Origin of the sequence: Microcella sp., from assembly GCF_051860105.1 — a bacterium.
Classification (GTDB): Bacteria; Actinomycetota; Actinomycetes; order Actinomycetales; family Microbacteriaceae; genus Microcella.
In genome coordinates, this window is sequence record NZ_JBHYEO010000006.1 from 1 (window position 1) to 26,453 (window position 26,453).

At 71.2% G+C, this 26,453-nt stretch carries 28 protein-coding genes and 1 tRNA gene; 6 read left to right on the plus strand and 23 right to left on the minus strand.

The window, feature by feature from the left end:
• Nucleotides 1–56: 56 nt before the first annotated feature.
• Nucleotides 57–147, minus strand: a tRNA-Ser gene (locus ACTIE9_RS04710).
• Between the two features lie 87 nt (nt 148–234).
• Here ACTIE9_RS04710 and ACTIE9_RS04715 point away from each other — a divergent pair.
• Nucleotides 235–885, plus strand: a complete 651-nt coding sequence (locus ACTIE9_RS04715; RefSeq protein ID WP_439564422.1) for an SGNH/GDSL hydrolase family protein — start codon at nt 235–237, stop codon at nt 883–885.
• Between the two features lie 12 nt (nt 886–897).
• A complete protein-coding gene (gene radA / locus ACTIE9_RS04720; protein ID WP_439564423.1) occupies nt 898–2,244 on the plus strand; it encodes a DNA repair protein RadA in 1,347 nt (448 codons plus the stop codon).
• A gap of 254 nt (nt 2,245–2,498) precedes the next feature.
• On the opposite strand, the gene ACTIE9_RS04725 is transcribed toward radA, so the two are convergent.
• The 4 genes from ACTIE9_RS04725 to ACTIE9_RS04740 all read right to left on the minus strand — a co-directional run bounded on the left by ACTIE9_RS04725 (nt 2,499) and on the right by ACTIE9_RS04740 (nt 6,801).
• Complete coding sequence (locus ACTIE9_RS04725; RefSeq protein WP_439564424.1) at nt 2,499–2,966, minus strand: SseB family protein; 468 nt, start codon at nt 2,964–2,966, stop codon at nt 2,499–2,501.
• A gap of 30 nt (nt 2,967–2,996) precedes the next feature.
• Complete coding sequence (locus ACTIE9_RS04730) at nt 2,997–3,620, minus strand: DUF4232 domain-containing protein (protein ID WP_439564425.1); 624 nt, start codon at nt 3,618–3,620, stop codon at nt 2,997–2,999.
• Between the two features lie 73 nt (nt 3,621–3,693).
• Nucleotides 3,694–4,209 (minus strand): amino-acid N-acetyltransferase, encoded by a 516-nt coding sequence (locus ACTIE9_RS04735; RefSeq protein ID WP_439564426.1) that lies wholly within the window; start codon nt 4,207–4,209, stop codon nt 3,694–3,696.
• 81 nt (nt 4,210–4,290) lie between these two features.
• A complete protein-coding gene (locus ACTIE9_RS04740; protein ID WP_439564427.1) occupies nt 4,291–6,801 on the minus strand; it encodes an ATP-dependent Clp protease ATP-binding subunit in 2,511 nt (836 codons plus the stop codon).
• 181 nt (nt 6,802–6,982) lie between these two features.
• Here ACTIE9_RS04740 and ACTIE9_RS04745 point away from each other — a divergent pair, with 181 nt between their 5' ends.
• The 3 genes from ACTIE9_RS04745 to ACTIE9_RS04755 all read left to right on the plus strand — a co-directional run bounded on the left by ACTIE9_RS04745 (nt 6,983) and on the right by ACTIE9_RS04755 (nt 8,939).
• Complete coding sequence (locus tag ACTIE9_RS04745) at nt 6,983–7,609, plus strand: hypothetical protein (RefSeq protein ID WP_439564428.1); 627 nt, start codon at nt 6,983–6,985, stop codon at nt 7,607–7,609.
• Complete coding sequence (locus ACTIE9_RS04750; protein WP_439564429.1) at nt 7,609–7,845, plus strand: helix-turn-helix domain-containing protein; 237 nt, start codon at nt 7,609–7,611, stop codon at nt 7,843–7,845. The genes ACTIE9_RS04745 and ACTIE9_RS04750 overlap by 1 nt, the downstream gene beginning before the upstream one ends.
• A gap of 125 nt (nt 7,846–7,970) precedes the next feature.
• Nucleotides 7,971–8,939 (plus strand): pirin family protein, encoded by a 969-nt coding sequence (locus ACTIE9_RS04755; protein WP_439564430.1) that lies wholly within the window; start codon nt 7,971–7,973, stop codon nt 8,937–8,939.
• Between the two features lie 41 nt (nt 8,940–8,980).
• Here the strand turns inward: ACTIE9_RS04755 and glsA are convergent, their stop codons facing one another.
• The 16 genes from glsA to tilS form a co-directional block, all read right to left on the minus strand.
• Nucleotides 8,981–9,952: a glutaminase A gene (gene glsA / locus ACTIE9_RS04760; RefSeq protein ID WP_439564431.1), complete on the minus strand. Its 972-nt coding sequence runs from the start codon at nt 9,950–9,952 to the stop codon at nt 8,981–8,983.
• A gap of 24 nt (nt 9,953–9,976) precedes the next feature.
• The gene (locus ACTIE9_RS04765) at nt 9,977–10,159 is read right to left on the minus strand and encodes a hypothetical protein (protein ID WP_439564432.1); all 183 of its coding nucleotides are present in this window, start codon (nt 10,157–10,159) and stop codon (nt 9,977–9,979) included.
• Between the two features lie 49 nt (nt 10,160–10,208).
• Entirely contained in the window at nt 10,209–10,772 is a 564-nt protein-coding gene (locus ACTIE9_RS04770; protein ID WP_439564433.1) for a hypothetical protein, read from the minus strand.
• Nucleotides 10,773–10,905: 133 nt separating this feature from the next.
• On the minus strand, nt 10,906–11,052 hold the full coding sequence (locus ACTIE9_RS04775; RefSeq protein WP_439564434.1) for a hypothetical protein: 147 nt from the start codon (nt 11,050–11,052) through the stop codon (nt 10,906–10,908).
• Nucleotides 11,053–11,061: 9 nt separating this feature from the next.
• A complete protein-coding gene (gene lysS / locus ACTIE9_RS04780) occupies nt 11,062–12,573 on the minus strand; it encodes a lysine--tRNA ligase (RefSeq protein ID WP_439564435.1) in 1,512 nt (503 codons plus the stop codon).
• 181 nt (nt 12,574–12,754) lie between these two features.
• A complete protein-coding gene (gene panC, locus ACTIE9_RS04785; RefSeq protein ID WP_439564436.1) occupies nt 12,755–13,618 on the minus strand; it encodes a pantoate--beta-alanine ligase in 864 nt (287 codons plus the stop codon).
• The gene (locus ACTIE9_RS04790) at nt 13,615–14,316 is read right to left on the minus strand and encodes a DUF2520 domain-containing protein (RefSeq protein ID WP_439564437.1); all 702 of its coding nucleotides are present in this window, start codon (nt 14,314–14,316) and stop codon (nt 13,615–13,617) included. Before ACTIE9_RS04790 ends, panC begins: the two co-directional genes overlap by 4 nt.
• On the minus strand, nt 14,313–15,932 hold the full coding sequence (locus ACTIE9_RS04795) for a PH domain-containing protein (protein WP_439564438.1): 1,620 nt from the start codon (nt 15,930–15,932) through the stop codon (nt 14,313–14,315). The genes ACTIE9_RS04790 and ACTIE9_RS04795 overlap by 4 nt, the downstream gene beginning before the upstream one ends.
• Nucleotides 15,929–16,453, minus strand: coding sequence for a PH domain-containing protein (locus ACTIE9_RS04800; RefSeq protein ID WP_439564439.1), 525 nt, complete (start codon nt 16,451–16,453; stop codon nt 15,929–15,931). Before ACTIE9_RS04800 ends, ACTIE9_RS04795 begins: the two co-directional genes overlap by 4 nt.
• On the minus strand, nt 16,450–16,902 hold the full coding sequence (locus ACTIE9_RS04805; RefSeq protein ID WP_439564440.1) for a DUF3180 domain-containing protein: 453 nt from the start codon (nt 16,900–16,902) through the stop codon (nt 16,450–16,452). Before ACTIE9_RS04805 ends, ACTIE9_RS04800 begins: the two co-directional genes overlap by 4 nt.
• Entirely contained in the window at nt 16,899–17,411 is a 513-nt protein-coding gene (gene folK, locus ACTIE9_RS04810) for a 2-amino-4-hydroxy-6-hydroxymethyldihydropteridine diphosphokinase (protein ID WP_439564441.1), read from the minus strand. Before folK ends, ACTIE9_RS04805 begins: the two co-directional genes overlap by 4 nt.
• On the minus strand, nt 17,408–18,637 hold the full coding sequence (gene folP / locus ACTIE9_RS04815) for a dihydropteroate synthase (protein ID WP_439564442.1): 1,230 nt from the start codon (nt 18,635–18,637) through the stop codon (nt 17,408–17,410). The genes folK and folP overlap by 4 nt, the downstream gene beginning before the upstream one ends.
• Nucleotides 18,634–19,218, minus strand: a complete 585-nt coding sequence (folE, locus tag ACTIE9_RS04820) for a GTP cyclohydrolase I (RefSeq protein WP_439564443.1) — start codon at nt 19,216–19,218, stop codon at nt 18,634–18,636. The genes folP and folE overlap by 4 nt, the downstream gene beginning before the upstream one ends.
• 8 nt (nt 19,219–19,226) lie before the next feature.
• Complete coding sequence (ftsH, locus tag ACTIE9_RS04825) at nt 19,227–21,221, minus strand: ATP-dependent zinc metalloprotease FtsH (protein WP_439564444.1); 1,995 nt, start codon at nt 21,219–21,221, stop codon at nt 19,227–19,229.
• Between the two features lie 109 nt (nt 21,222–21,330).
• On the minus strand, nt 21,331–21,885 hold the full coding sequence (hpt, locus tag ACTIE9_RS04830; RefSeq protein WP_439564445.1) for a hypoxanthine phosphoribosyltransferase: 555 nt from the start codon (nt 21,883–21,885) through the stop codon (nt 21,331–21,333).
• 21 nt (nt 21,886–21,906) lie between these two features.
• Nucleotides 21,907–22,995 (minus strand): tRNA lysidine(34) synthetase TilS, encoded by a 1,089-nt coding sequence (gene tilS, locus ACTIE9_RS04835; protein WP_439564446.1) that lies wholly within the window; start codon nt 22,993–22,995, stop codon nt 21,907–21,909.
• Between the two features lie 70 nt (nt 22,996–23,065).
• On the opposite strand from tilS, the gene ACTIE9_RS04840 reads away from it, so the two are divergent.
• The gene (locus ACTIE9_RS04840; protein WP_439564447.1) at nt 23,066–23,557 is read left to right on the plus strand and encodes an inorganic diphosphatase; all 492 of its coding nucleotides are present in this window, start codon (nt 23,066–23,068) and stop codon (nt 23,555–23,557) included.
• 12 nt (nt 23,558–23,569) lie between these two features.
• On the opposite strand, the gene ACTIE9_RS04845 is transcribed toward ACTIE9_RS04840, so the two are convergent.
• The gene (locus ACTIE9_RS04845; RefSeq protein WP_439564448.1) at nt 23,570–24,916 is read right to left on the minus strand and encodes an NlpC/P60 family protein; all 1,347 of its coding nucleotides are present in this window, start codon (nt 24,914–24,916) and stop codon (nt 23,570–23,572) included.
• A gap of 9 nt (nt 24,917–24,925) precedes the next feature.
• Nucleotides 24,926–26,203 carry a peptidoglycan DD-metalloendopeptidase family protein gene (locus tag ACTIE9_RS04850; RefSeq protein ID WP_439564449.1) on the minus strand — a complete coding sequence of 426 codons (1,278 nt, stop codon included), beginning with the start codon at nt 26,201–26,203 and terminating at the stop codon, nt 24,926–24,928.
• Between the last annotated feature and the right edge of the window lie 250 nt (nt 26,204–26,453).

A 26,453-nucleotide genomic window follows, 5' to 3' on the forward strand; every position in this document is an offset into this window, starting at 1 on the left:
CAGGAAACCTCCGAACCAATAGGTTCGGAGGTTTCCTATGTCCTGAGACAGGACAGTGGCGGTGACGGTGGGATTTGAACCCACGGTGGGCTCAACACCCACACAACTTTTCGAGAGTTGCACCTTCGGCCGCTCGGACACGTCACCGCGGGAGAGTTTAGTACAGGCGAGCGGGCGGGTCGAACCGAGGCGTGACGGGCGGCGAGCATCCATCGGCATCGCTACGATTCGGGCATGACCTGGTCGCTGCGCACGCCGTTCACGACGGCGCGGCAACGAGCCTGGCAGCGGCGCGCGACCGAGCCGGGCGAGCTGCTCTACGTGGCGGTCGGCGACTCGGCGGCGCAGGGGGTGGGGGCGCGCGACCTCGACGCGAGCTACGTCGGCCTGCTCGCCGCGCGGCTGCAGCGGCACACGGGTCGCACGGTGCGCATCGTCAACCTCTCGCGCTACGGCGCTCGTCTCGGCGATGCGCTCGAGCAGCAGCTGCCCGAGCTCGCCGAGCTCAAGCCCGACCTCGTGACAGTCGCGATCGGCGCCAACGACATGGTGAACTTCGATGCCGGGCGGTTCGCCGACGAGTACACGCGGCTGATCGCGGGCCTGCCGGAGCACGCGATCGTCGCCGACCTGCCGTGCTTCCATTTCGGCGACCGCGAGCTGGATGCCGTGATCGCCTCGCGCATGATCGCCGACCTCGTGCACGACCGCGGCATGGCGTTCGCGCCCCTGCACCGCGTGACCGAGAAGCGGCGCGGTTGGGGCTCGTGGCCCGAGTTCACGTGGGACCAGTTCCACCCCTCGGCCCTCGGCTACCGGGTGTGGGAGTCGGCCTTCGCCGCGGCGGTCAACCGCCGGGCTCGCGAGGTCGGTGCTGCGTCGTAGTCTGAAGCCACCATGGCCAAACCGACCGCGAACTTCGTCTGCACCGAGTGCGGGTGGACAACGCTGAAGTGGGCCGGCCGCTGCGGCGAGTGCCAGCAGTGGGGCACCGTCATCGAGAAGGATGCGCCGACGCGGCACACCGCGCCGGCCCGGGTCGCCGAAGGCCGCGCTGCCCGCCCCATCACGTCGATCGAACCGCGGGGCGAGAGCCACACCCCCACCGGCATCGCCGAGTTCGATCGCGTGCTCGGCGGCGGCATCGTGCCCGGCGCCGCCATCCTGCTCTCGGGCGAACCCGGGGTCGGCAAGTCGACACTGCTGCTCGAGGTCGCCGCGCGCGCCGCGAAGCTCGGCCAGCGCGTGCTCTACGTGAGCGCCGAAGAGTCGGTGGCGCAGGTGCGGCTGCGCGCGGGGCGCACGGATGCGCTGACCCCCGAGCTCTACCTGGCTTCGGAAACCGACCTCGCGACGATCCTCGGCCAGATCGACGAAGTACAACCCGCCCTCGTGATCGTCGACTCGGTGCAGACCGTCGCCTCCTCGCTCGTCGACGGGCTCGCGGGCGGGGTCTCGCAGGTGCGGGAGGTCGCGGCCACGCTCATCCGCGTCGCGAAAGACCGCGACATCCCCGTCGTTCTCGTCGGCCACGTGACGAAAGACGGCACGATCGCGGGCCCCCGGCTGCTCGAGCACCTCGTCGACGTCGTGTGCCAGTTCGAGGGCGACCGCCAGACGGCGCTGCGCTTCGTGCGCGCGCTCAAGAACCGCTTCGGGCCGACCGACGAGGTCGGGTGCTTCGAGATGACGGGCGACGGCATCGCCGAGGTCGCCGACCCGTCGATCCTGTTCCGCTCGGGGTCGACCACCCCCGTGAGCGGCACGTGCGTCGCCATCGCCATGGAGGGCCGCCGCGCCCTGCCCGTCGAGGTGCAGGCGCTCATCGTCGCCTCGAACGCGCCGCAGCCGAGACGCGTCGTCAACGGCGTCGACTCGTCGCGCGTCGCCATGCTGCTCGCCGTGCTCGAGCGCCGCTGCGGCATGCCGCTCAGCGGTTTCGACGTGTACGTCTCGACCGTCGGCGGAATCCGCCTCACCGAGCCCGCGGCCGACCTCGCGATCGCCCTGGCCGTCGCGAGCGCGCGCCGCGAGAAGGCGCTGGATGCCCACCTCGCGGCGATCGGAGAGATCAGTCTCGCCGGCGAGATCCGCGCGGTGTCGGGCGCCCCGCAGCGCGCAGCCGAAGGCGCGCGCCTCGGCTACACCACGGTGATCGACGCCTCGGCCCTGCACCTGCGCGAAGCCGTGCGGCTCGCGTTCGCGAGCGCGCACGACGAGAAGCTCGACGTCCCCGAGTTCTGAGCCTCACCGCGCGTGCACTGTCGGCCGCCGCGCCACCGCGGTCAGTGGGTCGGGTCACCACGCGTTGCACGTCAGGTCACCGCGGGCGCCCAGCATCTGACATCGGGTACGCGACATGTCCGCGAGGCGCGCGCGTCGACGCCGAACACGTGCGCTTCGGTCGAGACTGTGCACCGCGGCGCACGGTGCCAGCCGGAACGCACGGCATTGGCAGGCCGACGACGAAACCCCCCGTCGACTCGACGGCTGCCGAGCTACTCCGACGGAGTCGGCAGCCGCAGGGCGTCGAGCACGTCTTGCGGGTCGGCCTGCATCGCGTGCGGGCCCGCCACGTCGAACCACACGGCCTCGAGCACGCCGATGTTCTGCTCGAGAAACTCCCTGAGCGTCTCGCCGTCGTACGGCAGCACGCGGTGCTCGGGCTCGTCGGGAACCATCGCGATGTAGGTCTGCGGGCTCGAGAAGAGCAGCAGCATGTACTTGTCGGACTCACCGCGGCGGAACACCCGCACCTGCGCAGGGCCGTCGACCACGAGCAGCGGAACGATCACGCGATCGTTGCGCAGGGCGAACGCGACGGCCGCGGCATCCTGCTTCTCGAGGGCGGCATCCAGTCGCTGCTCGGGTGGGAGTAGCGAAGGGGGCAGCGGAGCGAGGTGGCCGGAGGCGGTGCGGCGCGGCTGCGAGGAGCCGGGGCGTTTCGCGGGCTTCTTCTTGGGCATCCCGAACAGCCTACGCGCGGTCGACGAGCCCTAGTTGAGGATGAACGGGCGGTCGTCGGCGCTCTCGAACTCGCCCACGCTCACGCTCAGGCGGTAGGTCGCACCGCCTGCGATGACGGGGTCACGCTCGGAGGTGCAGTCGTCGGCGCTCGAGCGCGTGCGGCTCCAGGCGAAGGGCGTGCTCGTCAGAGGCTCGCCCGGCTCGAGCGTCACCTCGGCGGCGACACCCGGCTCTTGGCAGTCAGTCGACGCCCAGATGCGATCGCTGCCCGAGGTGATCACATAGCTCTGCACATCGCTGCCGGCCTGCATCGTGCACGCTGTCGTGCCGATGTTGAGCAGGGTGAGCGAGAGCAGCGGCTGCTGACCGGCCGGGTAGACCTCGGCGTCGGTCACGGGAGTGACCGTCACCTGCGAGGGGGTGCACGCCGCGGCGTCGCCGGTCGCGGGCGCATCGCCCGGCTCGCCGGGGTCGGCCGTCTCGCTCGTCTGCGGGTCGGGGGTCGGCTGCTCGGCGGGGTCTGCCGTGCCGGGCCGGACGATGATGAGCACGATGATCAGCAGCACCGCGAGCGCGACGACACCCACGACGATCCGGCGGCGCCAGTAGACCTCCGGCGGCAGCGGCCCGACAGGGTTTCGGATCGTCGACATGCCGACAGGGTAGGCCCGGTTCGCGGCGGTGGCGGGATGCCCGCTCGGCGTGTGCCCGAACGCTCAGCCGCCTCTAGAGAACTTTGAGCATGCGGGTGTTGCCGAGCGTGTTGGGCTTGACGCGCGAGAGGTCGAGGAACTCGGCGACGCCCTCATCGGGTGAGCGCACGAGCTCGGCGTAGACCTCCGGGTCGACGAGCAGCTGCTCATCGATCGGGGCGAAGCCGTGCCGGCCGAAGAACTCGACTTCGAACGTCAGGCAGAACAGTCGCTGCAGGCCGAGAGACCGCGCGTCGTCTTCGAGGCTCTCGAGCAGTGCGTGGCCGACTCCGCGGCCGCGCCACGCATCGCTCGCCGCGAGCGTGCGGATCTCGCCGAGGTCTTCCCAGATCACGTGCACGGCACCGCAGCCGATGACGTCGCCCGTCGCATCGTCGACGGCGACCCGGAACTCCTGCAGCGACTCGAAGAACACGACGAGCTCTTTGCCGAGCAAGATGCCGCGCTGCACGAGCGGCTCGACCAGCTGCTTGATGGCGCGGACGTCGCTCGTGCGGGCGCGCCGCACGCTGAACCCGGTACTCGTCACGGTGCCAGCCTACGGCCGCCCGCACGCCGAAGCGCCCCGCCCGGGGTGACCGGACAGGGCGCTTCGGATGCTCGTCGCGGGCTACTCGACGGGCGGCAGCTCGTCCGCTCCGATCGACGCCGACGCGCTGGCCCCGGCCTCGACCGCCGCGAGCTCCTTGCGCGTCGTGGCGAAGGTGAACGCCCCGTCGACGAAGTCGACCGCGACGTGGTCGCCCGCGTTGAGGTCGCCGTGCAGGATGCGCTCGCTCAGCGCGTCTTCGATCTCATGCTGCACCGCACGCCGCAGCGGGCGGGCGCCCATCGTCGGATCCCAGCCGACCTTGATGAGCTGTGCCTTGGCGGCGTCGCTCACCTCGATCGTCATGTCGCGGTCGAGCAGGCGCTCGCGCAGGCGCTTCACGAAGAGGTCGACGATCTGCAGCAGCTCGTCCTGGTTCAGCTGCGGGAAGACGATCGTCTCGTCGACGCGGTTGAGGAACTCCGGCTTGAAGTGCTTCTTGAGCTCCTCCACGACCTTCGCGCGCATGGCCGAGTACGACGCCGCGGCGTTGCCCTCGAGCGTGAAGCCCACCGGACCACCCGTGATGTCTTTCGTGCCGAGGTTGGTCGTCATGATGATGACCGTGTTCTTGAAGTCGACGACGCGGCCCTGACCGTCGGTCAGACGACCCTCTTCGAGCACCTGCAGCAGCGAGTTGAAGATGTCGGGGTGCGCCTTCTCGATCTCGTCGAAGAGCACGACGCTGAACGGCTTGCGCCGCACCTTCTCGGTCAGCTGGCCGCCCTCCTCGAAGCCGACGAAGCCGGGAGGGGCTCCGAACAGGCGCGAGACGGTGTGCTTCTCGCCGTACTCCGACATGTCGAGCGCGATGAGCGCGCCTTCGTCGTCGAACAGGAACTCGGCGAGCGCCTTGGCGAGCTCGGTCTTTCCGACACCCGTGGGGCCGGCGAAGATGAACGAGCCCGAGGGGCGCTTCGGGTCTTTCAGGCCCGCGCGCGTGCGGCGGATCGTCTTGGCGAGCACCGAGATCGCCTCCTCCTGGCCGATGACCCGCTGGTGCAGGGCCTTCTCCATGAAGATGAGGCGGCTCGACTCCTCCTCCGTCAGCTTGAAGACGGGGATACCCGTGGCCTGGGCGAGCACCTCGGCGATGACGCCCTCGTCGACGGTGCCGCTCGCGGCGACCTCGCCGGCGCGCCACTGCTTCTCGAGCCGAAGGCGCTCACCGAGCAGCTTCTTCTCGTCGTCCCGAAGCGAAGCGGCCTTCTCGAAGTCCTGGTTCTCGATCGCCAGTTCCTTCTCGGTGCGCACGCCGGCGATCTTCTCGTCGAACTCGCGCAGCTCGGGCGGCGCCGAGAGGATCGACAGGCGCAGGCGGGCGCCGGCCTCGTCGATCAGGTCGATCGCCTTGTCGGGCAAGAAGCGGTCTTGCACGTAGCGGTCGGCCAGGTTCACGGCGGCGACGATCGCGCCGTCGGTGATCGAGACCTTGTGGAACGCCTCGTACTTGTCGCGAAGCCCCTTGAGGATGTTGATGGCGTGCGGCAGCGAGGGCTCGTTGACCTGCACGGGCTGGAAGCGGCGCTCGAGCGCAGCATCCTTCTCGAAGTGCTTGCGGTACTCGTCGAGCGTGGTCGCTCCGATGGTCTGCAGCTCGCCGCGGGCCAGCAACGGCTTCAGGATGCTCGCCGCATCGATCGCGCCCTCGGCGGCACCCGCACCCACGAGGGTGTGGATCTCGTCGATGAAGACGATGATGTCGCCGCGCGTGCGGATCTCCTTCGTGACCTTCTTGAGGCGCTCCTCGAAGTCGCCGCGGTAGCGGCTGCCCGCGATGAGCGAACCGAGGTCGAGCGAGTACAGCTGCTTGTCTTTGAGCGTCTCGGGCACCTCGCCCTTGACGATGGCCTGGGCGAGGCCCTCGACGACGGCGGTCTTGCCGACGCCGGGCTCGCCGATCAGCACGGGGTTGTTCTTCGAGCGGCGCGAGAGGATCTGCATGACCCGCTCGGCCTCCTTCTCGCGCCCGATGACGGGGTCGAGCTTGCCTTCGCGCGCGGCCGCGGTGAGGTTGCGGCCGAACTGGTCGAGCACCTGCGAGCCCTTGTCGGGGCTGGGGCTGTCGCCACCGACGGCGACGGCCTCTTTGCCCTGGTAGCCCGAGAGCAGCTGGATGACCTGCTGGCGCACGCGGTTGAGGTCGGCGCCGAGCTTGACGAGCACCTGCGCGGCGACGCCCTCGCCCTCGCGAATGAGCCCGAGCAGGATGTGCTCGGTACCGATGTAGTTGTGGCCGAGCTGCAGCGCCTCGCGCAAGCTCAGCTCGAGCACCTTCTTGGCGCGCGGCGTGAACGGGATGTGCCCGGTCGGCTGCTGCTGCCCCTGGCCGATGATGTCTTGCACCTGCTCGCGCACGGCGTCGAGCGAGATGTTGAGCGACTCGAGCGCCTTCGCGGCGACACCCTCGCCCTCGTGGATGAGGCCGAGGAGGATGTGCTCGGTGCCGATGTAGTTGTGGTTGAGCATCTTGGCTTCTTCTTGCGCCAGCACGACCACACGTCGGGCCCGGTCAGTAAACCGTTCGAACATCTCGCACTCTCCTCACGCGACGCCGACGAAGGGATGCGGAGCCGCTGTATTGAGGGTAACCAGCGCACCCCTGCAGAACTGCCCGTGTTCGCCGTAGGCGTGACGGGGGTTGCCTCGGGCGCATCCCACCGATACCGTATCGATTATCATTATTAACGATTACCGATACGAAGGAGCAACCATGACCACCCTCGGTGCCTCACCGACTCGAATGCCGTCACCCGGCGACCGCGCTGCCATCGGCTTCTTCATGGCGTCGGGCGTGGGCATCGTCGTCTGGGCGATCACCGCAGCGGTGATCCGCATCAGCGCAGCGCTCAGCGACTCGAGCATCTCGGTGCTCGCCGAGTTCGCCGGCACACCCGCCCAGGCGCCCATCGGGCCGAACGGCGCGCTCGTCGAGATCGAACTCGACCGCGCTGTACTGAGCACGACCGAACTGCCGACGGCCTCGCTCGTGTCGCTCGTCATCAGCGATGTGCTCGCCGCCACGACCATCACGCTCGTCGTCGCCTGCCTGCTCGCGCTCAGCACCGCGGTGCTCCGCGGCGCGATCTTCTCCCGGCGCAACACGATTCTCGTGAGCACGGCCGGCATCGCCGTGCTCATCGGTGCGGCGTCGACACTGTTCTTCGCGAATATGGCGGCCAACGGTGCGTTCGTGGCCATCTCGAACGGCGAGTTCGACAACGTCGTCATCGCGGTCGATCTGCTGCCCTACGCCATCGGCGCGTTCGTGGTCGCCCTGATCACCACGGCGTTCAGCGTCGGCGAGCGGCTGCAGCGCGAGACGGACGGGCTGGTCTGATGAGCCCAGCGGTCTCCGATGCGGAGGAGACGGGCATCCACTGCCGGCTCGACGAGCTGCTCGAGCAACGCGGCATGACGCTCACGCGGTTGAGCGAGCTCGTCGGCGTGAGCATCGTCAACCTCTCGGTGCTCAAGAACGACCGCGCTCGGGCCATCAGGTTCTCGACGCTGCGGGCGATCTGCGAGGCGCTCGACTGCGAGGTCGGCGAGCTGCTCGTGTTCGACCCCTCCTGACGCGGCGGGCCCGTTCGTAACTCAGGCTGTGGTGCCGAATGTGCGGCAGTACTGCGGCACATCGGCCGATTCAGCATGAGTTACGAACACACCCCTGAACAGACAGGCCGACGTAGGGTGAGCGGGTGAGCAACCTCGAGACCGAGCCCGACGAGCTCGTCAGCCACGATGGGCCCGCGGCGGGCATCCACGTGCTCGAACCGCGCGAGGTGCCGCTCGGCGGCCCGCGGGCGATGACCGTGCGCCGCACGCTGCCGCAGCGCGAGCGCAGCCTCATCGGCGCCTGGTGCTTCGTCGACCACTACGGCCCCGACGACGTCGCCGAGACGGGCGGCATGACGGTGCCGCCGCATCCGCACACGGGGCTGCAGACGGTCAGCTGGCTGTTCGAGGGCGAGGTCGAGCACCGCGACTCCACTGGCGCGCACGCGATGGTGCGGCCCGGCGAGGTCAACCTCATGACGGCGGGGTCGGGCATCCAGCACTCCGAGGTCTCGACGCCGACGACCACGCGACTGCACGGCGCGCAACTGTGGGTCGCCCTGCCCGACCGCGATCGGCACACGGCGCCGTTCTTCGAACACGCCGAGCCCGCGCCGATCACGGTCGGCACCGCGACGCTGCGGGTCTTCGTCGGCGAGCTCGCCGGCTCGTCCAGCCCCGTGCGCACCTTCACCGCGCTGCTCGGCGCGCAGCTCGACCTGCCGGCCGGCACGAGCGTCGACCTGCCCGTCGACGCGCGCTTCGAGCACGGACTGCTGGTGGATGCGGGCACCGCCCGCCTCGACGGCGTCGAGATCCCCGGCGCCCACCTCGGCTACGCGGCCCCCGGTCGCTCGTCGGTGCGGATCGCGGCCGGCGACTCCCCCCTGCGCGCGCTGCTGCTGGGCGGCGAGCCCCTCGGCGAACCCATCGTGATGTGGTGGAACTTCATCGGCCGCGACCACGACGAGATCGTGGCATTCCGCGAGCAGTGGCAGGCCGAGGTGATCGACGGCGGCGACGCGGCCGGTCGCTTCGGCACCGTCGAGGGCTGGGACCACGCCCTGCCCGCCCCGATCATGCCCGACGTGCGGCTGCGCCCGCGCGACTGAGCGCTGCGGGCCCACGATCGGCCCGAGTGACGCCCGCGCCGCTACCGCCCGCGCGGCAGCTGCACCGACGGCAGCGTCTCGCCGGGAACGGCGAGCGCGTGCCACGAGAAGCGCTCGGCCAGCAGTTCGCACGCGCGCACGGAGCGCAGGCTGTTGCCCTGCGCATCCAGGAGCGGGCTGTAGAGGCCGAGCCCGAACGTCGCCGGGCTCGCGGTGATGACCCCGCCCGCGACACCGCTCTTGGCCGGGCTGCCGACGCGCAGCATCCACTCGCCCGATGCGTCGTACATGCCGCACGTGGCCATGACGGTCAGCACGTGCCGCGCGACCTCGCTGCTCATGGTGCGCACGCCCGTCACGGGGTTGACGCCGCCGCCCGCGAGCGTCGCGGCCATGACGGCGAGGTCGTCGGCGGTGACGAGCACGGCGCACTGGCGCAGGTACACCCACAGCGTCTCGTCGACGTCGGCGGTGAGCGAGCCGGCGCTGCGCATGAGGTAGCCGAGGGCGCGGTTCATGTCGGCCGTCTCGAGCTCGGCGGCGAAGACACCCTCGTCGACGACGAGGTCGCGCCCTGCGCACGCGCTCATGAGGCTCAGGATGCGCCCGAAGCGCTGCGCGGCCGAGTCTCCGGCGACGAGCGAGCACGTGACGATGGCGCCCGCGTTGATCATGGGGTTGTCGGGTCGGCCGGTCTCGGCGTCGAGCGAGATGGCGTTGAAGCGCTCGCCGCTCGGCTCGCAGCCGACCCGCTCGAGCACGGCGTCGAGACCGCGGTCGGCGAGGGCGAGCGCGAAGGCGAAGACCTTCGAGATCGACTGGATGGAGAAGGGCTCGGCGTGGTCGCCAACCGACCAGAGGCGACCGTCGGGGCTGCAGACCGCGAGCCCGAAGAGGCGCGGGTCGGCGAGCGTGAGGGGCGGGATGTAGGTCGCGAGCGCGCCCTCGTCGAGCTCGCTCAACTCACGGTGCACGGCGTCGAGCGTCGCGGCGACGGGGTCGGGCTCGTGCATGGGCGTCAGCCGGGGCGCGTCGCGCTACTCGTGCGGGTCGGGCCGTGCGGCGAGGCGGGCCCGCTCTTCGGCCTCGACCTCGGTGAACGTCTCGCGCTCGGAACGGTCGGCCCGGATGATGGCGCGCATCGCGAACCAGAAGATGAGCCCGATCACGATCGTCGGGGTCACCGAGAAGACCGCGTTGCCCCAGAAGTCGTCCGGCATGCGTCAAGGATACGTCGACCCGGCTGGGCGGCGCCCCGCGACGTCTCGATCAGGCGGCGGTGCGGCGCTTCGCCCACAGCCCGAGGCCGAGAACGATCACGGCGAGCGCGGCGGTGGCCCCCAGCACGAGCGGGCCGAGCACGGCGAGCTCAGCGAACGGCGCGGGTGCAGCCGCGACGGTGGTGCCGCCGTCGAGTGACTCGGTCGGCAGCTGCAGGCCCTCGAGCGGCTCGGTGACGGTGTTGTCGACCGTGATGTCGGCGACCACGGCCGAGAGGCGCCCTGCATCAGCCACCGCGATGACGCAGTAGGTGCCGTCGGGCACGGCCGTCGTGGCGATGCTCGTGCTGAACTGGTCGCCCGCCACCGTGGCGCTGCTCTCGACGAGCGGAGTGCCGCAGTCGCCGAGGTTCTGGGGGGCGAGGCCGAGGTCGACGGGCGACCCGCCGGCGATGCTGCCCTCGATCGCGAGGGCTCCGGAGACGGTCGACCCGGCGAGGGGTGTCGAGATGCGGAGCGACTCGGCGGCGAAGCCGGGGCTCGCGATGAGCATGGTCGAGAGCACGGCGATGGGGATGCCGGCGACGACAGCGCGGAGGCGGTGAGAGATCATGGGATCGCCGTTCGGGTCGGGCGATGCGCGCGGGCGCTGGGGGGCATCCGCGCGAATTCGGGTGATGGGTGTTCCCAGGTTAAGTCGGTCGGCGCGCGAGCGCAGTCCCCCGTCCGGGGGGCATGAGCAACGCTCAGCCCTTGGCGATGATGCCGACCACTCCCGAGACCAGCAGATAGGCGCCGATCGCGCCCACGACGAGCCACAGGGCCAGCCGGTTCATGCTGATGGCCGGCTTCTTCTCGTCGTCGCCGGGCAGCGTCAGCTCGTCTGTGGCCAAGCCGCGACCCTACTTCACGAGCGGGAAGAGGATGGTCTCGCGGATGCCGAGACCCGTGAGCGCCATCAGCAGCCGGTCGATGCCCATGCCCATGCCGCCACTCGGGGGCATGCCGTGCTCGAGCGCGGTCAGGAAGGCCTCGTCGAGCTGCATCGCCTCGAGGTCGCCGCCCGCGGCGAGCGCCGCCTGCGCGACGAACCGCTCGCGTTGGATGACCGGGTCGACGAGCTCGGAGTAGGCCGTGGCGAGCTCGAAGCCGCGCACGTAGAGATCCCACTTCTCGACGACGCCGGGAATGCTGCGGTGCTCGCGCACGAGCGGGCTCGTGTCGACGGGGAAGTCCATGACGAAGGTCGGCCGCACGAGGTCGCCCTTCACGAAGTGCTCCCACAGCTCTTCGACGTACTTGCCGGGCAGCGGGTGATCGATCTCGATGTCGACCGCGTCGGCGAGCTTCTTCAGGTCGGCCATGGGGGTCTGCGGGGTGATCTCGACCCCCGCCGCCGCGCTGAGCGAGTCGTACATGCTCACGCGGTCCCACTCGCCGCCGAGGTCGTATTCGGTGCCGTCGGCCCAGGTGACGACCGGCGAGCCAGCCACGGCGATCGCGGCGTTCTGGATCATCTCCTGCGTCAGGTCGGCCATCTGGTGGTAGTCGCCGTAGGCCTGGTACGCCTCGAGCATCGCGAACTCGGGGCTGTGCGTCGAGTCGGCACCCTCGTTGCGGAAGTTGCGGTTGATCTCATAGACGCGCTCGATGCCGCCGACGACGGCACGCTTGAGGAACAGTTCGGGCGCGATGCGCAAGAACAGCTCGGTGTCGAAGGCGTTCGAGTGCGTGACGAAGGGGCGGGCGGATGCTCCGCCGTGCATCGTCTGCAGCATGGGCGTCTCGACCTCGAGATAGCCGTGGCTCGCGAAGGTGCTGCGCAGGCTGGCGACGGCGAGGGCGCGGGCGCGCACCGTCTGACGCGCCTGCTCGCGCACGATCAGGTCGAGGTAGCGCTGCCGCACGCGCGTCTCGTCGCTGAGCTCGCTGTGCAGATTGGGCAGCGGCAGCACGGCCTTCGCGGCGATCGCCCACGTGCTCGTCATGATGCTCAGCTCGCCGCGCCGGCTCGTGATGACCTCGCCTTCGACGAAGACGTGATCACCCAGGTCGACGAGGTCCTTCCAGCGCTCCAGGCTCTCGTCGCCGACCTCGGCGAGGCTCAGCATGACCTGGATGCGGCTGCCCTCCCCCGACTGCAGGGTGGCGAAGCACAGCTTGCCCGTGTTGCGCGAGAAGACGACGCGGCCGGCGAGTGCGACCCGCTCGCCCGTGGCGGTGTCGGGTGCGAGCTCGGGGAACCGCGCGCGGACATCCGGAATCGTCGTGGTGACCTCGAGGCCGATCGCGTAGGGCGCGAGCCCGGCGTCGAGCATGCGCTGCCGCTTGTCGAGGCGCACCTGCTTCTGCTCGGCGATCTCCTCGATCGTCGGCTCGGCGGGCTGCTCGGCAGGTGCGGTGTTCTCGCTCATCAGGCTCCTCGGTTCAGCGTTTCAGCCTACCGGCGGCCGGGCGCGGCACCCGCAGCCCGGATTGCCGCCCGAATGAAGGACTCGGGGCTGAGTTCGTCGGCGTGTCGCCCCGACACGCCGCGTCCATCGTCGCGAGCTCCTTCATTTGGGCAGATCGCGGGATGCTCGCGCGCGACCCGGCTCAGCCCAGGTGCAGCAGCTCGGTGTCGATGAGCCGCGTCGTGCCGACGCGTGCCGCGATGAGCGCCCGCGCGGGGCCGCGGTGGTCGTCGTCGACGGGCTGGAACGTGTCGGGTCGCACGACCGCGAAGTAGTCGAGCTCGACCTCGGTCGCGCCCATGAGCACGCCCTGCGCGGCGGCGACGATCGCGTCGATGCCGCGATCGGCCGCCGACTGCGCCGCCTCGAGCGCCTGGGGGATGGCGCGCGCCGCACGGCGGTGCCGTTCGTCGAGGTAAGCGTTGCGGCTCGAGAGCGCGAGGCCGTCGTGCGCGCGCACGGTCTCGACGACCTCGATGCGGGTGCGGATGTCGAGGTCGCGCACCATGCGCTGCACGAGGAACACCTGCTGCGCGTCTTTCTCGCCGAAGACGGTGATGTGCGGCTGCACGATGCCGAGCAGCTTGGCCACGACCGTGAGCACGCCGTCGAAGTGCCCGGCGCGCGACCGCCCCTCGTAGAGCCCGCCGACCGCACCCGCCGAGACCCGGGTCTGTACGGGGCCGGAGGGGTACATCTCGTCGACGGCGGGGGCGAACACGGCGGTGACGCCGTGCCCGCTGAGGGCATCCCGATCGGCGGTCAGGTCGCGCGGATACCGGTCGAAGTCTTCGGCGGGCCCGAACTGCATCGGGTTGACGAACACCGAGACGATGACGACGTCGGCGACCTCGCGCGCGTGCTCGACGAGAGCGAGATGGCCGTCGTGCAGCGAGCCCATCGTGGGAACGAGCGCGACCGTCGATCCGGCGGCGCGGGCCGCGTCGAGGCGGGATCGAAGCCCCGCGATGGTCGTCTCGACGGCGGGCGGGGTCGTGTCGGTCACCGGTCGATGCTATCGACGACGGCAGACTGCAGCGCATTCTCGACGGCCGACCGCACGACGCCGCCGAGAACCCGCCCCGGCTGCTCGACGCCGATCGCCCGAAGGGCGTCGACGGATTGGTCGACGATCGCGGTCGAGAACGTGGATGCCGCGGCGATCGCCTCGGCGTACGCGGGCCGGTCGTCCTCGGCGATGACGACGGGCTCGGCGCCCATCTCGACCACGAGAGCCTGCGCGATCGGCAGCACCGGGCCGGGCGCGGTGACGGCGCACCACGCGTCGCGCAGGCGCACCAGGTCGATGCTCGTGCCGGTGAAGGCGAGGGCCGGATGCACGGCCAGCGGTATGGCGCCCGCGGCCCGCGCGGGGTCGAGCACGGCCGTGCCGTACCGGGCCGAGGTGTGTAGCACGAGCTGGCCTGCCTGCCAGGCTCCGAGCGCCGCGAGCCCGGCGACAAGCTCGACGAGCTGGTCGTCGGGCACGGCGAGGATGACGAGCTCGCTGCGCTCGACCAGCTGCGGCACCTCGAGCATGGGAACGCCCGGCAGCATGCTCTCGACGCGGTCGCGCTCGTCGTCGGTGCTCGCCGAGACTCCGACGAGCGCGTGACCCGCCGCGGCGAGAGCAGCGCCGAGCACGGGACCGACCCGGCCGGCGCCGACGACGCCGACGCCGAGCCGCCCGTCGCGAGCGGTCATCGCTGCCGCCAACGATGGCTCGTGTCGGTGCGCGCCGCGACGAGCGAGGCCGCCGCGACATCGTCGAACAGCCGCATCGCGTCGGTGCGGTCGAGGGCGCCGAGGGTCGGGATGATCGGCCCGGCCACGGTGTGCACGTGCACCTCGCCGAGCCGCAGTGCGCGCAGCACCGGGCCCTGCCGCACGGCGACCGACTGCGTGCGCGAGAGGGGCACGATGGTGAGCGAGCGCCAGATGGCGCCCTTGCGCAGCAGCACGGCCGCGTCGGTGAGGGCGAAGCCATTGCGCGGCTGCGAGAACCAGCGCAGCACGCGGGCGCGTCGGGGCGACACGGTGAAGCCGCCCTCGTCGCCGCGGCCGGAGAGCCCGAGTTCGAGAACCGGCAGCGCTGCCTCGACGGCGACCTCGGGCAGCAGCAGACGCAGCACGGCGCGCACGTCGTCGAGGTTGCCGACCGGGAGGATGGTGGTCTGCTGCTGGCCGGCGGCGCCGTTCTGCGACGAGCGCGAGGCGCGGTTGACGGCGATCTGCCACCAGCCGGCGGGGCGCCAGAGCAGCGGCTGGCTGACCTTGACGGAGTGGATGCGACCGGGCGGCAGGGTCTCGTTCGTCGTCGAGAGCAGGCCGAAGCCGACCCGCACACCGTCGGGCGTCGCCGCGATCGAATAGCGCAGCGAGCGCGTGATGCGGGCCACCAGGAATCCGCCGATGCCGATGAGACCCGGCAGCATCGCGAACAGCAGGAACAGCTCGCCCGAGAGGGCGATCGTGACGCCGAGACCGATGAGCATGACGACGAGCACGAGAGTGGTGTCGCTGAGCACGGTCGAGCCGATGAGCCGGCCCGGGTTCATGCGCACGATCGACTCGGGCTGGGCGAGCTCGACGTCGAGCTCGGGGGCGAGCAGTTCGGAGACGCGCTGGTCGAGCATCCCACCCATGCCCGAGGCTGCGCCGTCGGGCGAGGCGTCGGGCGCCGCGGAGCGCTGAGCGCCCGACGCCAGCAGCAGGATGTCGCGCCGCAGGGCGTCGGCGTCGCGGCCGCGCAGGTAGGCGAGCGGCACACTCGCATCGTTTCCGGCGACCGAGATCTCGAGCTTCGCGGCCCCGAACAGGCGGGGCACGAACGGGCGACCGATGTTGATGCCTTGGATGCGATCGAGCCGCGCCTTGCGATTGGTGCGGAACAGGATGCCCGACCGCACCTCGACCACCTCGTCGGTGATGCGGAAGGTGTGCAGGCGCCAGCTGAAGTAGAAGCCGGCGATGAGCAGCAGCAGAACCCCGACAGCGACGAGGAGGGCGACGAGCACGAGCTCTTCGCGCACGATGAAGTCGATGGCGTCGGATTCGAGGTCGCCACCTGTCGGCGGCAGATCGACGTCTTGCCCGTCGAAGAAGATCTCGAAGAGACGGTCGCGCAGGTTGACGATGAGCACGCCGATGATCGCGATGAAGGCGAGGCCGCCGCGGAAGAGGGGGGTGGCCGGATGCAGCCGGTGCCACTCGCCGTCGGCGAAGTCGGTGGTCGCGGGCGGCGCGGCGAGCGGAGCGGCGGGCGGGGCAGCGGGCGCCGGCTCGGGCGGCACCGCGCCGGGCGCGTCGTGCTCGGTCACAGCCCGGCCCGGCGGGTCTCGGCGACCGCCACGAGGTGGTCGCGCAGGCTCTCGGCCTCGGCGAGCGGCAGGCCGGGGATGAGCACGCCGCTCGACGCGGCGGCCGTCACGAACTTCAGCTCGGCGAGGCCGAACGCGCGGGCGATGGGGCCGCGGCTGATGTCGACGAGCTGCATGCGCCCGTAGGGCACCGCCACGAAGCGCTGGAACATGATGCCGCGGCGGAACAGGAGGTCGTCGTCGCGCAGCAGGTAGCCGATGGCGCGCACGCGCCGCGGAGTCAGGGCGAGCACGATGAGGAAGATGGCGGCCATGCCCGCGCCGAGCATCCACCCCTCGGCCCAGCCCAGCCAGAACGGCACGAACGCGACCGCCGTCGCGATGGCGCCGAAGATGAGCGTGCCGATCATGTCGACGGGGATGTACTTCGGCGAGACGCGCTGCCACTCGGTCTCGGGGCGCTCGAGCCGGCTCGGTGCGGCGTCGGGCTCGGTGGGCTCGGTGGGCTCGGTGGTGGTCACGCGGGGGTCTCCTCGGTCGGCTCATCGGGCGGCAGGGCGCACCAGTGCTCGCCGACGAGGGCCGCGATGACGAGCATCACGGCGGCGACGACGGTGACCCCGGCGGCCACGGTCGAGCCTAACGGCACGACCGCCCGGGTGAGCAGGTAGATCAGGATGCCCGCGGCGCCCCCGGCGAGCAGCGCGCCGGCGACCGCGCTGGCTTTCGCGAGCACGACCACGCGCAGGGCGTAGAACGGGTCGATGCGGCGCTCACCCCGTGCCGCGCGCCGCACCGGCCAGGCGAGGGCGACGATGACGGCGGCGATGAGCACGAGGGCGACGGCGAGTGACACGGGCGGCACGAGCACCGCGATGCCGCGCATCGCGAGCACGGTGTCGAGGGCGAAGGCGGCGGCGACGCCGATGAGCGCCGCGACGATCAGGGTGAGCGGGCGGGTGCGGGTCACGCCGGGCTGCCGCTGGTCGGGTGGCTGTCGCGCAGTGCGGCGAGCAGGCTCGCGATCGGTCCGTGGCCGATGAGCACAGCATCCGGCTGCACCTCGAGCCACGGCGCGAGCACGAAGTCGCGCTCGTGCGCCCGGGGATGCGGCAGCTGCAGCACGTCGGAGTCGATCTCGAGCTCGTCGAGGGCGATGAGGTCGAGGTCGAGCGTGCGGTCTCCCCAGCGCTCGACCCTCTCTCGGCCGTTCTCGCTCTCGATCGCGCGCATCGCCTCGAGCAGCGTGTAGGGGTCGAGGCGGGTCTGCAGCAGGGCGACGCCGTTGAGGTAGGCGGGCTTCTCGGGGTCGAGCCCGTCGAGCGTCAGGGCGACCGTTCCGTGCCACGACGAGACGGCGAGGATGCTCGACTCGGGCAGCGCGTCGAGCGCGCCCACCGCCCGCTCGAGCGTGGCTTCGCGGTCGCCGAGGTTGCTGCCGAGCGCGATGACGGCCGTGGCGGCGTGCGGTTGCGTCACGACCGCCCCCGCACGATCGTCACGCTCACATCGGCGAAGGGCACGGTGATGGGCGCCTGCGGCTTGTGCACGGTGACCTCGGTCTGCCACACGGCGCCGTGGCGCAGCACGACACCCGCGACGCGTTCGGCGACCGACTCGATGAGGTCGACGGGGTCGCGCTCGACGGCGGCGACGACCTGCTCGGCGAGCACGCCGTAGTGCACGGTCGAGGCGAGCTCGTCATCGCTGCCGGCACCACGCAGGTCGAGGTGGGCGGTGACGTCGATCACGAACTCCTGCCCGTCGCGCCGCTCGTGGTCGAAGACGCCGTGATGCGCGAAGGCGCGCAGGCCCGTGAGGGTGATGGCGTCGCCGCGCGCGTGCGCGTCGGTCGGGGGGCTCGCGGGGTACGCGCCGCCGAAGGCCGGGGCCTCGGCGGCCGCGGTGACGATCGACTGCCACACGTCGAGGGCGCGGGCGCTGGAGCGCACGTCGTGCACGCGCAGAGCATCCACCTGCCCTGCGGTGAGGGCCGAGATCACTGCGGTCAGCAGGTCGCGCTCATCGACGGCGGCGTCATCGGGCAGCAGTGCGCCGAGGAACCGCTTGCGCGAGGCGCCGAGAAGCACGCGCGCTCCGATCGTGCGCAGGGTGCCGAGGTCGGCGAGCAGCTGCCAGTTGTGCTCGGCGCGCTTGGCGAAGCCGAGCCCGGGGTCGACCCACAGGCGTTCGGGCTGCACCCCCGCCTCGAGGGCGGCATGCCAGCGGCCCAGCAGCTCGGTCGTGACATCCTGCGGCGCCCAGCCGTAGTCGCTCACGGCAGCCCACGTCGCGCTCGGCCCGCGCCAGTGCATGAGCACATACGGGGTGCGCAGTGCTGCGACGGTCTCGAGCATCGCCGAGTCGGCGAGCCCGCCACTGACGTCGTTGACGATTCTCGCGCCGGCCTCGACGGCGGCCGCCGCCGTGCTCGCATGCATGGTGTCGATCGACACGCGGATGCCCTCCGCGGCGAGCGCCGCCACGACGGGCAGCACGCGCTCGCGCTCGACCTCCGGCGCCACGGGCTCGGCGCCCGGCCGGGTCGACTCGCCGCCGACGTCGATGACGGATGCGCCCTCGGCGACCAGGCGCCGCCCCTGCGCGAGAGCCGCCTCGGGGTCGACGAAGCGCCCGCCGTCGCTGAACGAGTCGGGCGTGACGTTGAGCACGCCCCAGAGCTCAGGTCGCGCCGAGGCTGTCACGCGGTGCCTCCGCCGATGAGCGCCATCACCTCGGCGCGGCGCACCGGGTCGGCGAGCGCCCCGCTCGCGGCGACCGTGACGGTCGTGCTCTCGGCCTGCCGCGGGCCGCGGGCTCCGACGCAGCCGTGCCGCGCGTCGATGACGACGAGAGCGCCGAGCGGGGCGAGGGCCGCGTCGATCGCGGCGACGATGTCCTCACCCAGGCGCTCCTGCAATTGCGGGCGCGAGGCGAGGGTCTCGACCGTGCGGGCGATGCTGCCGAGGCCGACGAGCCGCTCGGCGGGCAGGTAGGCGACGTGCGCCACCCCGGTGAACGGCAGCAGGTGGTGCTCGCAGATGGAGCGCAGCGCGATGTCGCGCAGCAGCACGATCTGGCCCTTCTGCTCGGGCGCATCCTGCGTGGCGAGCTCATCACGCAGCAGCGGCACCGGGTCGACACCGACGCCGGCGAAGAACTCGGCGTAGGCCTCGGCGACCCGCTGCGGGGTCGTCAGTAGGCCGGGGCGCTGCGCATCCTCACCGATCGCGGCCAGGATCTCGGCGACGGCCGCCTCGATGCGACCGGTGTCGATGGGGGGCATGGTGCGGCTCAGTCGCGCGTCGGTGCGGGGGCGTCGGTCGCGGCGTGGTGCTCGCCGTCGTGCGCCGTGCTCGCGAGAGCCGCCGCCTCGACGGGCGCCTTGGTCGGCATCTTCACGGGCGGCAGGTCGGGCAGGGGGCGCTTGCTGCTCGAGAGCCACTGCGGGCGCTCGGGCAGGCGCTTGACGTCGGCGAAGATCTCGGCGAGCTGCAAGTGGTCGAGCGTCTCTTTCTCGAGCAGTTCGGTCGCGAGCCGGTCGAGGATGTCGCGGTTGTCGTTGATGACCTGCCACGCCTCGTCGTGCGCCTGCTCGATGAGTGCGCGCACCTCGGCGTCGACGCGCTCGGCGAGCTTCTCGCTGTAGTCGCGCTGGTGGCCCATGTCGCGGCCGAGGAACACCTCGCCGCTCGACTGGCCGAGCTTGATGGCGCCGACGTCGGTGCTCATGCCGTATTCGGTCACCATGCGGCGGGCGATGGCCGTGGCCTTCTCGATGTCGTTCGAGGCGCCCGTCGTGGGGTCGTGGAAGACGATCTCCTCCGCGACACGGCCGCCCATGGCGTACGTCAGCTGGTCGAGCAGCTCGTTGCGGGTCACCGAGTACTTGTCGTCGATCGGCAGCACCATCGTGTAGCCGAGGGCGCGCCCGCGCGGAAGGATCGTGACCTTCGTGACGGGGTCGGTGTTGCGCATCGCGGCGGCCGCGAGGGCGTGCCCGCCCTCGTGGTAGGCGGTGATGAGCTTCTCGTGGTCGCGCATGATGCGCGTGCGGCGCTGGGGGCCGGCCATGACGCGGTCGACGGCCTCGTCGAGGGCCTGGTTCGTGATGATCTCTTCACGCGCACGCGCCGTGAGCAGCGCGGCCTCGTTGAGCACGTTGGCCAGATCGGCGCCCGTGTAGCCGGGCGTCTTGCGCGCGAGCACCTCGAGGTCGACGTTCTCGGCCATGGGCTTGCCCTTGGCGTGCACCTGCAGGATCTTCTCGCGGCCCTTCATGTCAGGGGCGTCGACCTGGATCTGGCGGTCGAAGCGGCCCGGGCGCAGCAGGGCGGGGTCGAGGATGTCGGGACGGTTGGTCGCCGCGATCATGATGACGTTGGTGTTGGGGTCGAAGCCGTCCATCTCGACGAGCATCTGGTTGAGCGTCTGCTCGCGCTCGTCGTGACCGCCACCCATGCCGGCGCCGCGGTGACGGCCGACGGCGTCGATCTCGTCGACGAAGATGATCGCCGGCGCGTTCTCCTTGGCCTGCGTGAACAGGTCGCGCACGCGGCTCGCGCCGACGCCCACGAACATCTCGACGAAGTCGGAGCCCGAGATCGAGTAGAACGGCACCCCCGCCTCACCCGCGACCGAGCGCGCGAGAAGCGTCTTGCCCGTGCCGGGAGGGCCGTAGAGCAGCACGCCCTTGGGAATGCGCGCGCCGACAGCCTGGAACCGCGTCGGGTCTTTCAAGAAGTCTTTGATCTCTTCGAGCTCTTCGATGGCCTCGTCGGCCCCCGCCACGTCGGCGAAGGTGACCTGCGGGGTCTCTTTGCTGACGAGCTTGGCGCGCGACTTGCCGAACTGCATGACGCGGCCGCCGCCGCCCTGCAGGCGCGTGAGCAGGAAGTAGAAGATGATGCCGATGATGAGGAACGGGATGATCAGCCCGAGCAGGCTGACGAAGAAGTTGGTCTGCGGCACCTCGTCGGTGAACTCCTCGTCGACGTTCGCCGCGTCGACAGCGGCGACGACGGCGAGCCCACGGGGCGCGACGTAGTAGAACTGCACATTCTGCCCGAACTCGTCGTCGGGCTCGGCGAGCACGATGTCGACCCGCTGCTCGCCGTCGACGATCTTCACGCTCGTCAGCTGCTCGTTCTCGAGAAACTCGAGGCCCTGCTGCGTGCTGACCTGACGGAAGCCGCCGATGCCGCCGAGCAGGGCGAAGCCGATCCAGAGCACGAGGGCTCCGGCGATGATGTAGAGGAACGGGCCTCGGACGAGCTTCTTGAGGTTCATGGGCTGGCGGGCTGGCGGCCCCGCACCTTTCTTCCGGTGGATCGTGCCTGTCAGGCTATCGCGCCGTCTGTTGGCAGCCGCTGGATGTTCGCGCGGAGCGGAGCGCCGCTCAGTCGCTGTACACGTGCGGCGCGAGCACGCCGATCGCCCGCAGGTTGCGGTACTTCTCGGCGTAGTCGAGGCCGTAGCCGACCACGAAGGCGGGCGGGATGTCGAAGCCCACGTACTCGACGTCGACCTGCACCTTCGCGGCTTCGGGCTTGCGCAGCAGGGCGAGGATCTTGACGCTCTTCGCGCCGCGCGACTCGAGGTTCGACCGCAGCCACGAGAGCGTGAGCCCCGAGTCGATGATGTCTTCGACGATGAGCACGTCGCGCCCGGCGATCTCGGTGTCGAGGTCTTTGAGAATGCGCACGACGCCGCTCGACGCGGTGCTGGCGCCGTAGCTCGAGACGGCCATCCAGTCCATCTCGACGTGCACCGACAGTTCGCGGGCGAAGTCGGCCATGACCATGACGGCACCCTTGAGCACGCCCACGAGCAACGGCGGGGTGTCGCCGTAGTCGGCTTCGACCCGGCGCGCGAGCTCGGCGAGCTTCGCGTGGATCTCCTGCTCGGTGACGAGCACCTCGGTCAGGTCGGAACGGATGTCTTCGACGTCCACGTTGCTCCTCGTGCGGTTCGATCAGTCGGCGGCCGCGGCGGGCTCGTTCTCACGCACCTGCGTGAACACGATGCGACCCGTCGCGCGCTCCACCCTAATGCCGGGCAGGTGCACCGGGCCCTGCCCGTGCCAGTCGGTCACGAGGCGCGCCACCTCGAGGGTCTGAGAGCGGCTCAGAGCGACCCCGAACTCACCGCGGGCGACGAGCCGGATTAGCCGATTCCGTAGCGCGGCGGGGTTCGCGGCGAGCCAGGCGACCGGCACCGCACACCCGCCCTCGGCGAGCTCGACGACCTCCTCGGCCACCTCGTCGACCATCGCGTCGAGCGCCTCGGCATCCTCCCGCGCGATCGCGGCGGTGCGGGCGAGCGCCTCGACGATGCCCGCATCGAGGTCGCGTTCGAGCAGGGGCAGGATGCTGCGCCGCACCCGCACGCGCGCGAACCGCTCGTCGGCGTTGTGCGGGTCGCTCCACGGCTCGAGCCCCTGGTCGGCGCAGGCCTGGGCGAGCACTGCGCGGCGCAGCCCGAGCAACGGTCGGCGGGAGAGCCCCGCGACCGCGGCCATGCCCGCGATGCTGAGCGTGCCGCTGCCGCGGGCGAGCCCCAGCAGCACGGTCTCGGCCTGGTCGTCGAGCGAGTGCCCGAGCAGCACGGCCGCGGCACCGAGCTCGACGGCCGCGACCTCGAGCGCGGCATACCGGGCCGCGCGTGCCGCGGCTTCGGGGCCGCCCGTGCCGCCGGTTGCTCTGATGTGCTCGTCACCGCCAACCGGGGTGGCGCCGCCGAACTGCTCGACGCGTACGCGCTCGACCTGCACCGGCTCGAGCCCCAGCGCTCGCGCCGCCTGGGCCGCGCGCAGTGCCACCGCGTCGGAGTCGGGCTGCAGGCCGTGGTCGACGATCACCGCGCCCGCGCGCAGCCCGAGCCGGGGCGCCTCGAACCCGGCGGCCGCGGCGAGCGCCAGCGAGTCGGGGCCTCCGCTGAGAGCGACGAGGGCCAGAGAGCCCGCCGGCAGGTCGGCGAGCGACTCGCGCACCGCGCGACGCGTGTCGGCGACCGCGGGGGTGAGCCGGGGCCGTCGCGGGGCCGCGGGGGGCTCGGAGGGCATCCACTAAGGTTAGAGCCGCGCTCGCGCACCCGTCTTTCCCCTCTTCTCCCCGCATCGAAGGAGCACGCCCATGGGCGCCTACCCCGTCGTCATCGAGATCCCTCGCGGCAGCCGCAACAAGTACGAGGTCGACCACGAGACGGGGCGCGTCTTCCTCGACCGCGTGCTCTTCACGCCCTTCGTCTACCCGACCGACTACGGCTACTTCGAGAACACGCTCGGTCTCGACGGCGACCCGGTCGACGCGCTCGTGCTGCTCGAGTTCCCGCTCTTCCCGGGCGTCGGCGTGCAGGTTCGTCCGGTCGGTGTCTTCAACATGACCGACGACGGCGGCAGCGACGCGAAGGTCATCTGCGTTCCGGCGAAAGACCCGCGCTGGGCGCACATCCAAGACATCGCGGATGTTCCCGAGCAGACCCGCAAAGAGATCGAGCACTTCTTCGAGCACTACAAAGACCTCGAGCCCGGCAAGTGGGTCAAGACCGAGGGCTGGGGCGACGCCGCCGAGGCCGAGGCCATCGTGCAGGCCGGTATCGCCGCCTACGTGCCCGCGGGCCACTAGCCCCGAAACGACCTACCCGCTCGGGCGCGCGACGAGCCCGACACGGTCGAAGGCCCGCACCGGAACGATGCGCACCGACTGACCGGGGTACGGCGCCTCGATCATCTGGCCGCCGCCGATGTAGAGCGTCACGTGGTACTTCGACGCGCTCGTCGAGCCGCCCGAGCTGTAGAAGATGAGGTCGCCGGGTTGCACCTGGCTGTAGGGCACGAGCAGCCCGCGCGACGCTGCCCGGGTGTACTGCGCCGATGAGCCGTGGCCGCCGATCGCGAGGCCGGCTGCCGAGTAGGCCATCATCGTGAGCCCCGAGCAGTCCCAGGCGTTGGGGCCCGCGGCACCCAGCCGATACGGCTCGCCGACCTGTGCGCGTGCGAAGGAGATGGCCGTTGCGACGGCCGCGGCGTTCGGCTGCGGCCCGGATGCAGGCGGCGCGCTCGGTGACGGTGACGGGCTGCTCGGCGAGGGTGCAGGGGTGCTCGGCGAGGGTGCAGGGGTGCTCGGCGAGGGCGCAGGGCCCGGGCTGCTCGGGCTCGGTGACGGAGCGCCCGGCCCCGGGCTGCTCGGGCTGGAGGGGCTCGGGTTCGGCCCCGGCGCGGGAGGCTCGTTCTCGAGCGACTCGAGGTACTCGCGCTCGAGCGCCGCCGAGCGGCCCGTGAGCTCGGCGAGCTTCGCCGAGAGCTCACCGAGCATGATGCGCTGCTCGGCCGCACGCTGCTCGGCCTGGGCGGCGAGCGCATCGGCCTCGGCGAAGACCGTCTCGGCCTGCGCCGCGACCTCCTCACGGGCATCCCGTGCCACGCCCGCCTGCTCGCTCAACGCGGCGGCCACGTTGCGGTCTTGCAGCGCGCGGGCCAGCACGGCGTCGGTGCGGGTGCTCAGTGCACTCATGGTGCCGAGCCGGTAGAGCAGGTCGTCGGCGTCGTCTCCGCTCACGATGAGCGCCATGGTGACATCGCCACCGCCGGCGCGCGCCAGCTGCGCCGCCAGCTGAGCCGCCTGCTGACCGGAGGCGTCTGCCCGCTCGAGCGCGGCATCCCGTCGCCGCTCGGCCGTCGCCATGGCCTGCTCCGCTTGCGCGAGGTCGAAGGTCGACTGCTGCAGTTGCTCGCCCGCGACGAGCGCCGCGATGCGCAGCTGCTCGAGCTCGGCGTTCATCGCTCCGACCGATTCGACGATGCGGGCGACCGCGACCCGGGTCGCCTCGACGTCGCCCTTGGCGGCCTGCACGTCGTCCCACGAGGGGCCGGTGGGTGCGGCGAGCGCGGTGGGCGGGCTCTGCGTGCTCGCGACCCCGAGCGCGAGAACCAGAGCCGTCACGAGGGCGACGGCTCCGATCTCACGACGCCCGGGGCGCCGCATCAGAGCCGGCTACCCAACAGACAGCCCGATGTTGCGCAGGTAGGGGATGGGGTCGGTCGCCGAGCCACCCTGTCGCACTTCGAGGTGCAGGTGGCAGCCGGTCGACCGGCCCGTCGAGCCGACACGCGCGATCTGCTGACCGACCGCGACCGACTGGCCCATCTGCACGATGATGCCGCCCTCTTGAATGTGGGCGTAGCCGGTCGTCAGACCGTTGCCGTGGTTGATGCGCACGAACACGCCGTAGGTGCCGTTCCAGCCGGCGTACTCGATGGTGCCGCTCGAGGCCGCGTAGATGGGGCGCCCGCACGAGGTGGCGATGTCGGTGCCGGTGTGGAACGCGACGGCACCCGTCACCGGGTGCACGCGGTAGCCGTAGGGCGACGAGACGTAGCCCGAGGTGGGAATCGCCCAGCCGTTGACGATCTGGCCGGCGTCGAGGCTCGAGCCCGAGCCGTATTGCGCGGCGATTCCGGCCGCGTAGTCGGCCTCGGTGGCTTCGCGGTTCTCGACGAGCACCGCGAGCTGGGCTTCGAGCCGCGCCTGGTTCTCTTGCTGCGCGACGAGGGCGGTCTGCGCCTCGAGCGCCGCGGCCTGCGCGACGTCGTAGGCGGCCTGCGCCTCGATGCGCAGTTCGTCGCGCAGCTGCTTGGCGACGTTCGCCTGATCGGTGAGAGCCTGCGCGGCGTTCTGGTCTTGCAGGGCCGCGGCGTAGATGCCTTCGGCCTGCTCGGTGATCTTGCTCGCGAAGCCGAGCCGCGAGAGCAGGTCGTCGGCTTGGCCGGGGTTGGTGAAGAGAGAGGCCGAGAGGTCGCCGCCGCCCGAGCGGGCGAGCTCGGCGACGAACTGGCCGGCGCGCAACCGCGACGCGTCGGCGCGCGCCTGCGCCTCGTCGGCCTGGGCCTGCAGCTGGTCGGCCGTGTAGGCGGCCTCGTCGAAGGCCTGCTGGGCTTCGAAGTAGACGGCGCCCTTCTCCTCCGCGACCGCTTGGGTGCGCTCGACCTCGGCGGTGATCGCCGCGATCGCCGCCTGAATCTGCGTGATCTGCGCCTGCGCGGCCGCAACGTTGCGGCGCGCCTCGACGACGTCGTTCCACGAGGGGTAGTCGACGGCGAACGCGGGCTTCTCGGTGACGGCGATCGAGCCGGTCACGAGCAGAGCGATGGCCGCGATCGCGGCGGTGAACGCGCTCGCGCGACGGCGGCGCGGACGCACCGCGGCATCCACCGTCGTCGTCATCGCCGTTCCCGTCATGGCCGCGCTCCCCCAGCGTGCTTCTGACTGCATGATCTCTCCCCGAACCGGCCATCGTGCGTTATGTCACAACTTCCACACGAGCACCATTGACAACAGTACCAACGGATGCGGCGTTCGGCCAGGTCTCGCACCGCACGCGTCGCAGGGCGCCCTGTCGTCAGAGCGCCCGCACCCTTGCCGCGACGCTAACCCGCACGGGCGGGGCCGCTCGGGAGGCGGGTCGGATCGTCGCCGAACCCGCGCGCCCGCCAGCGGTCGCCGGTTTGGCATTGTGGGCACC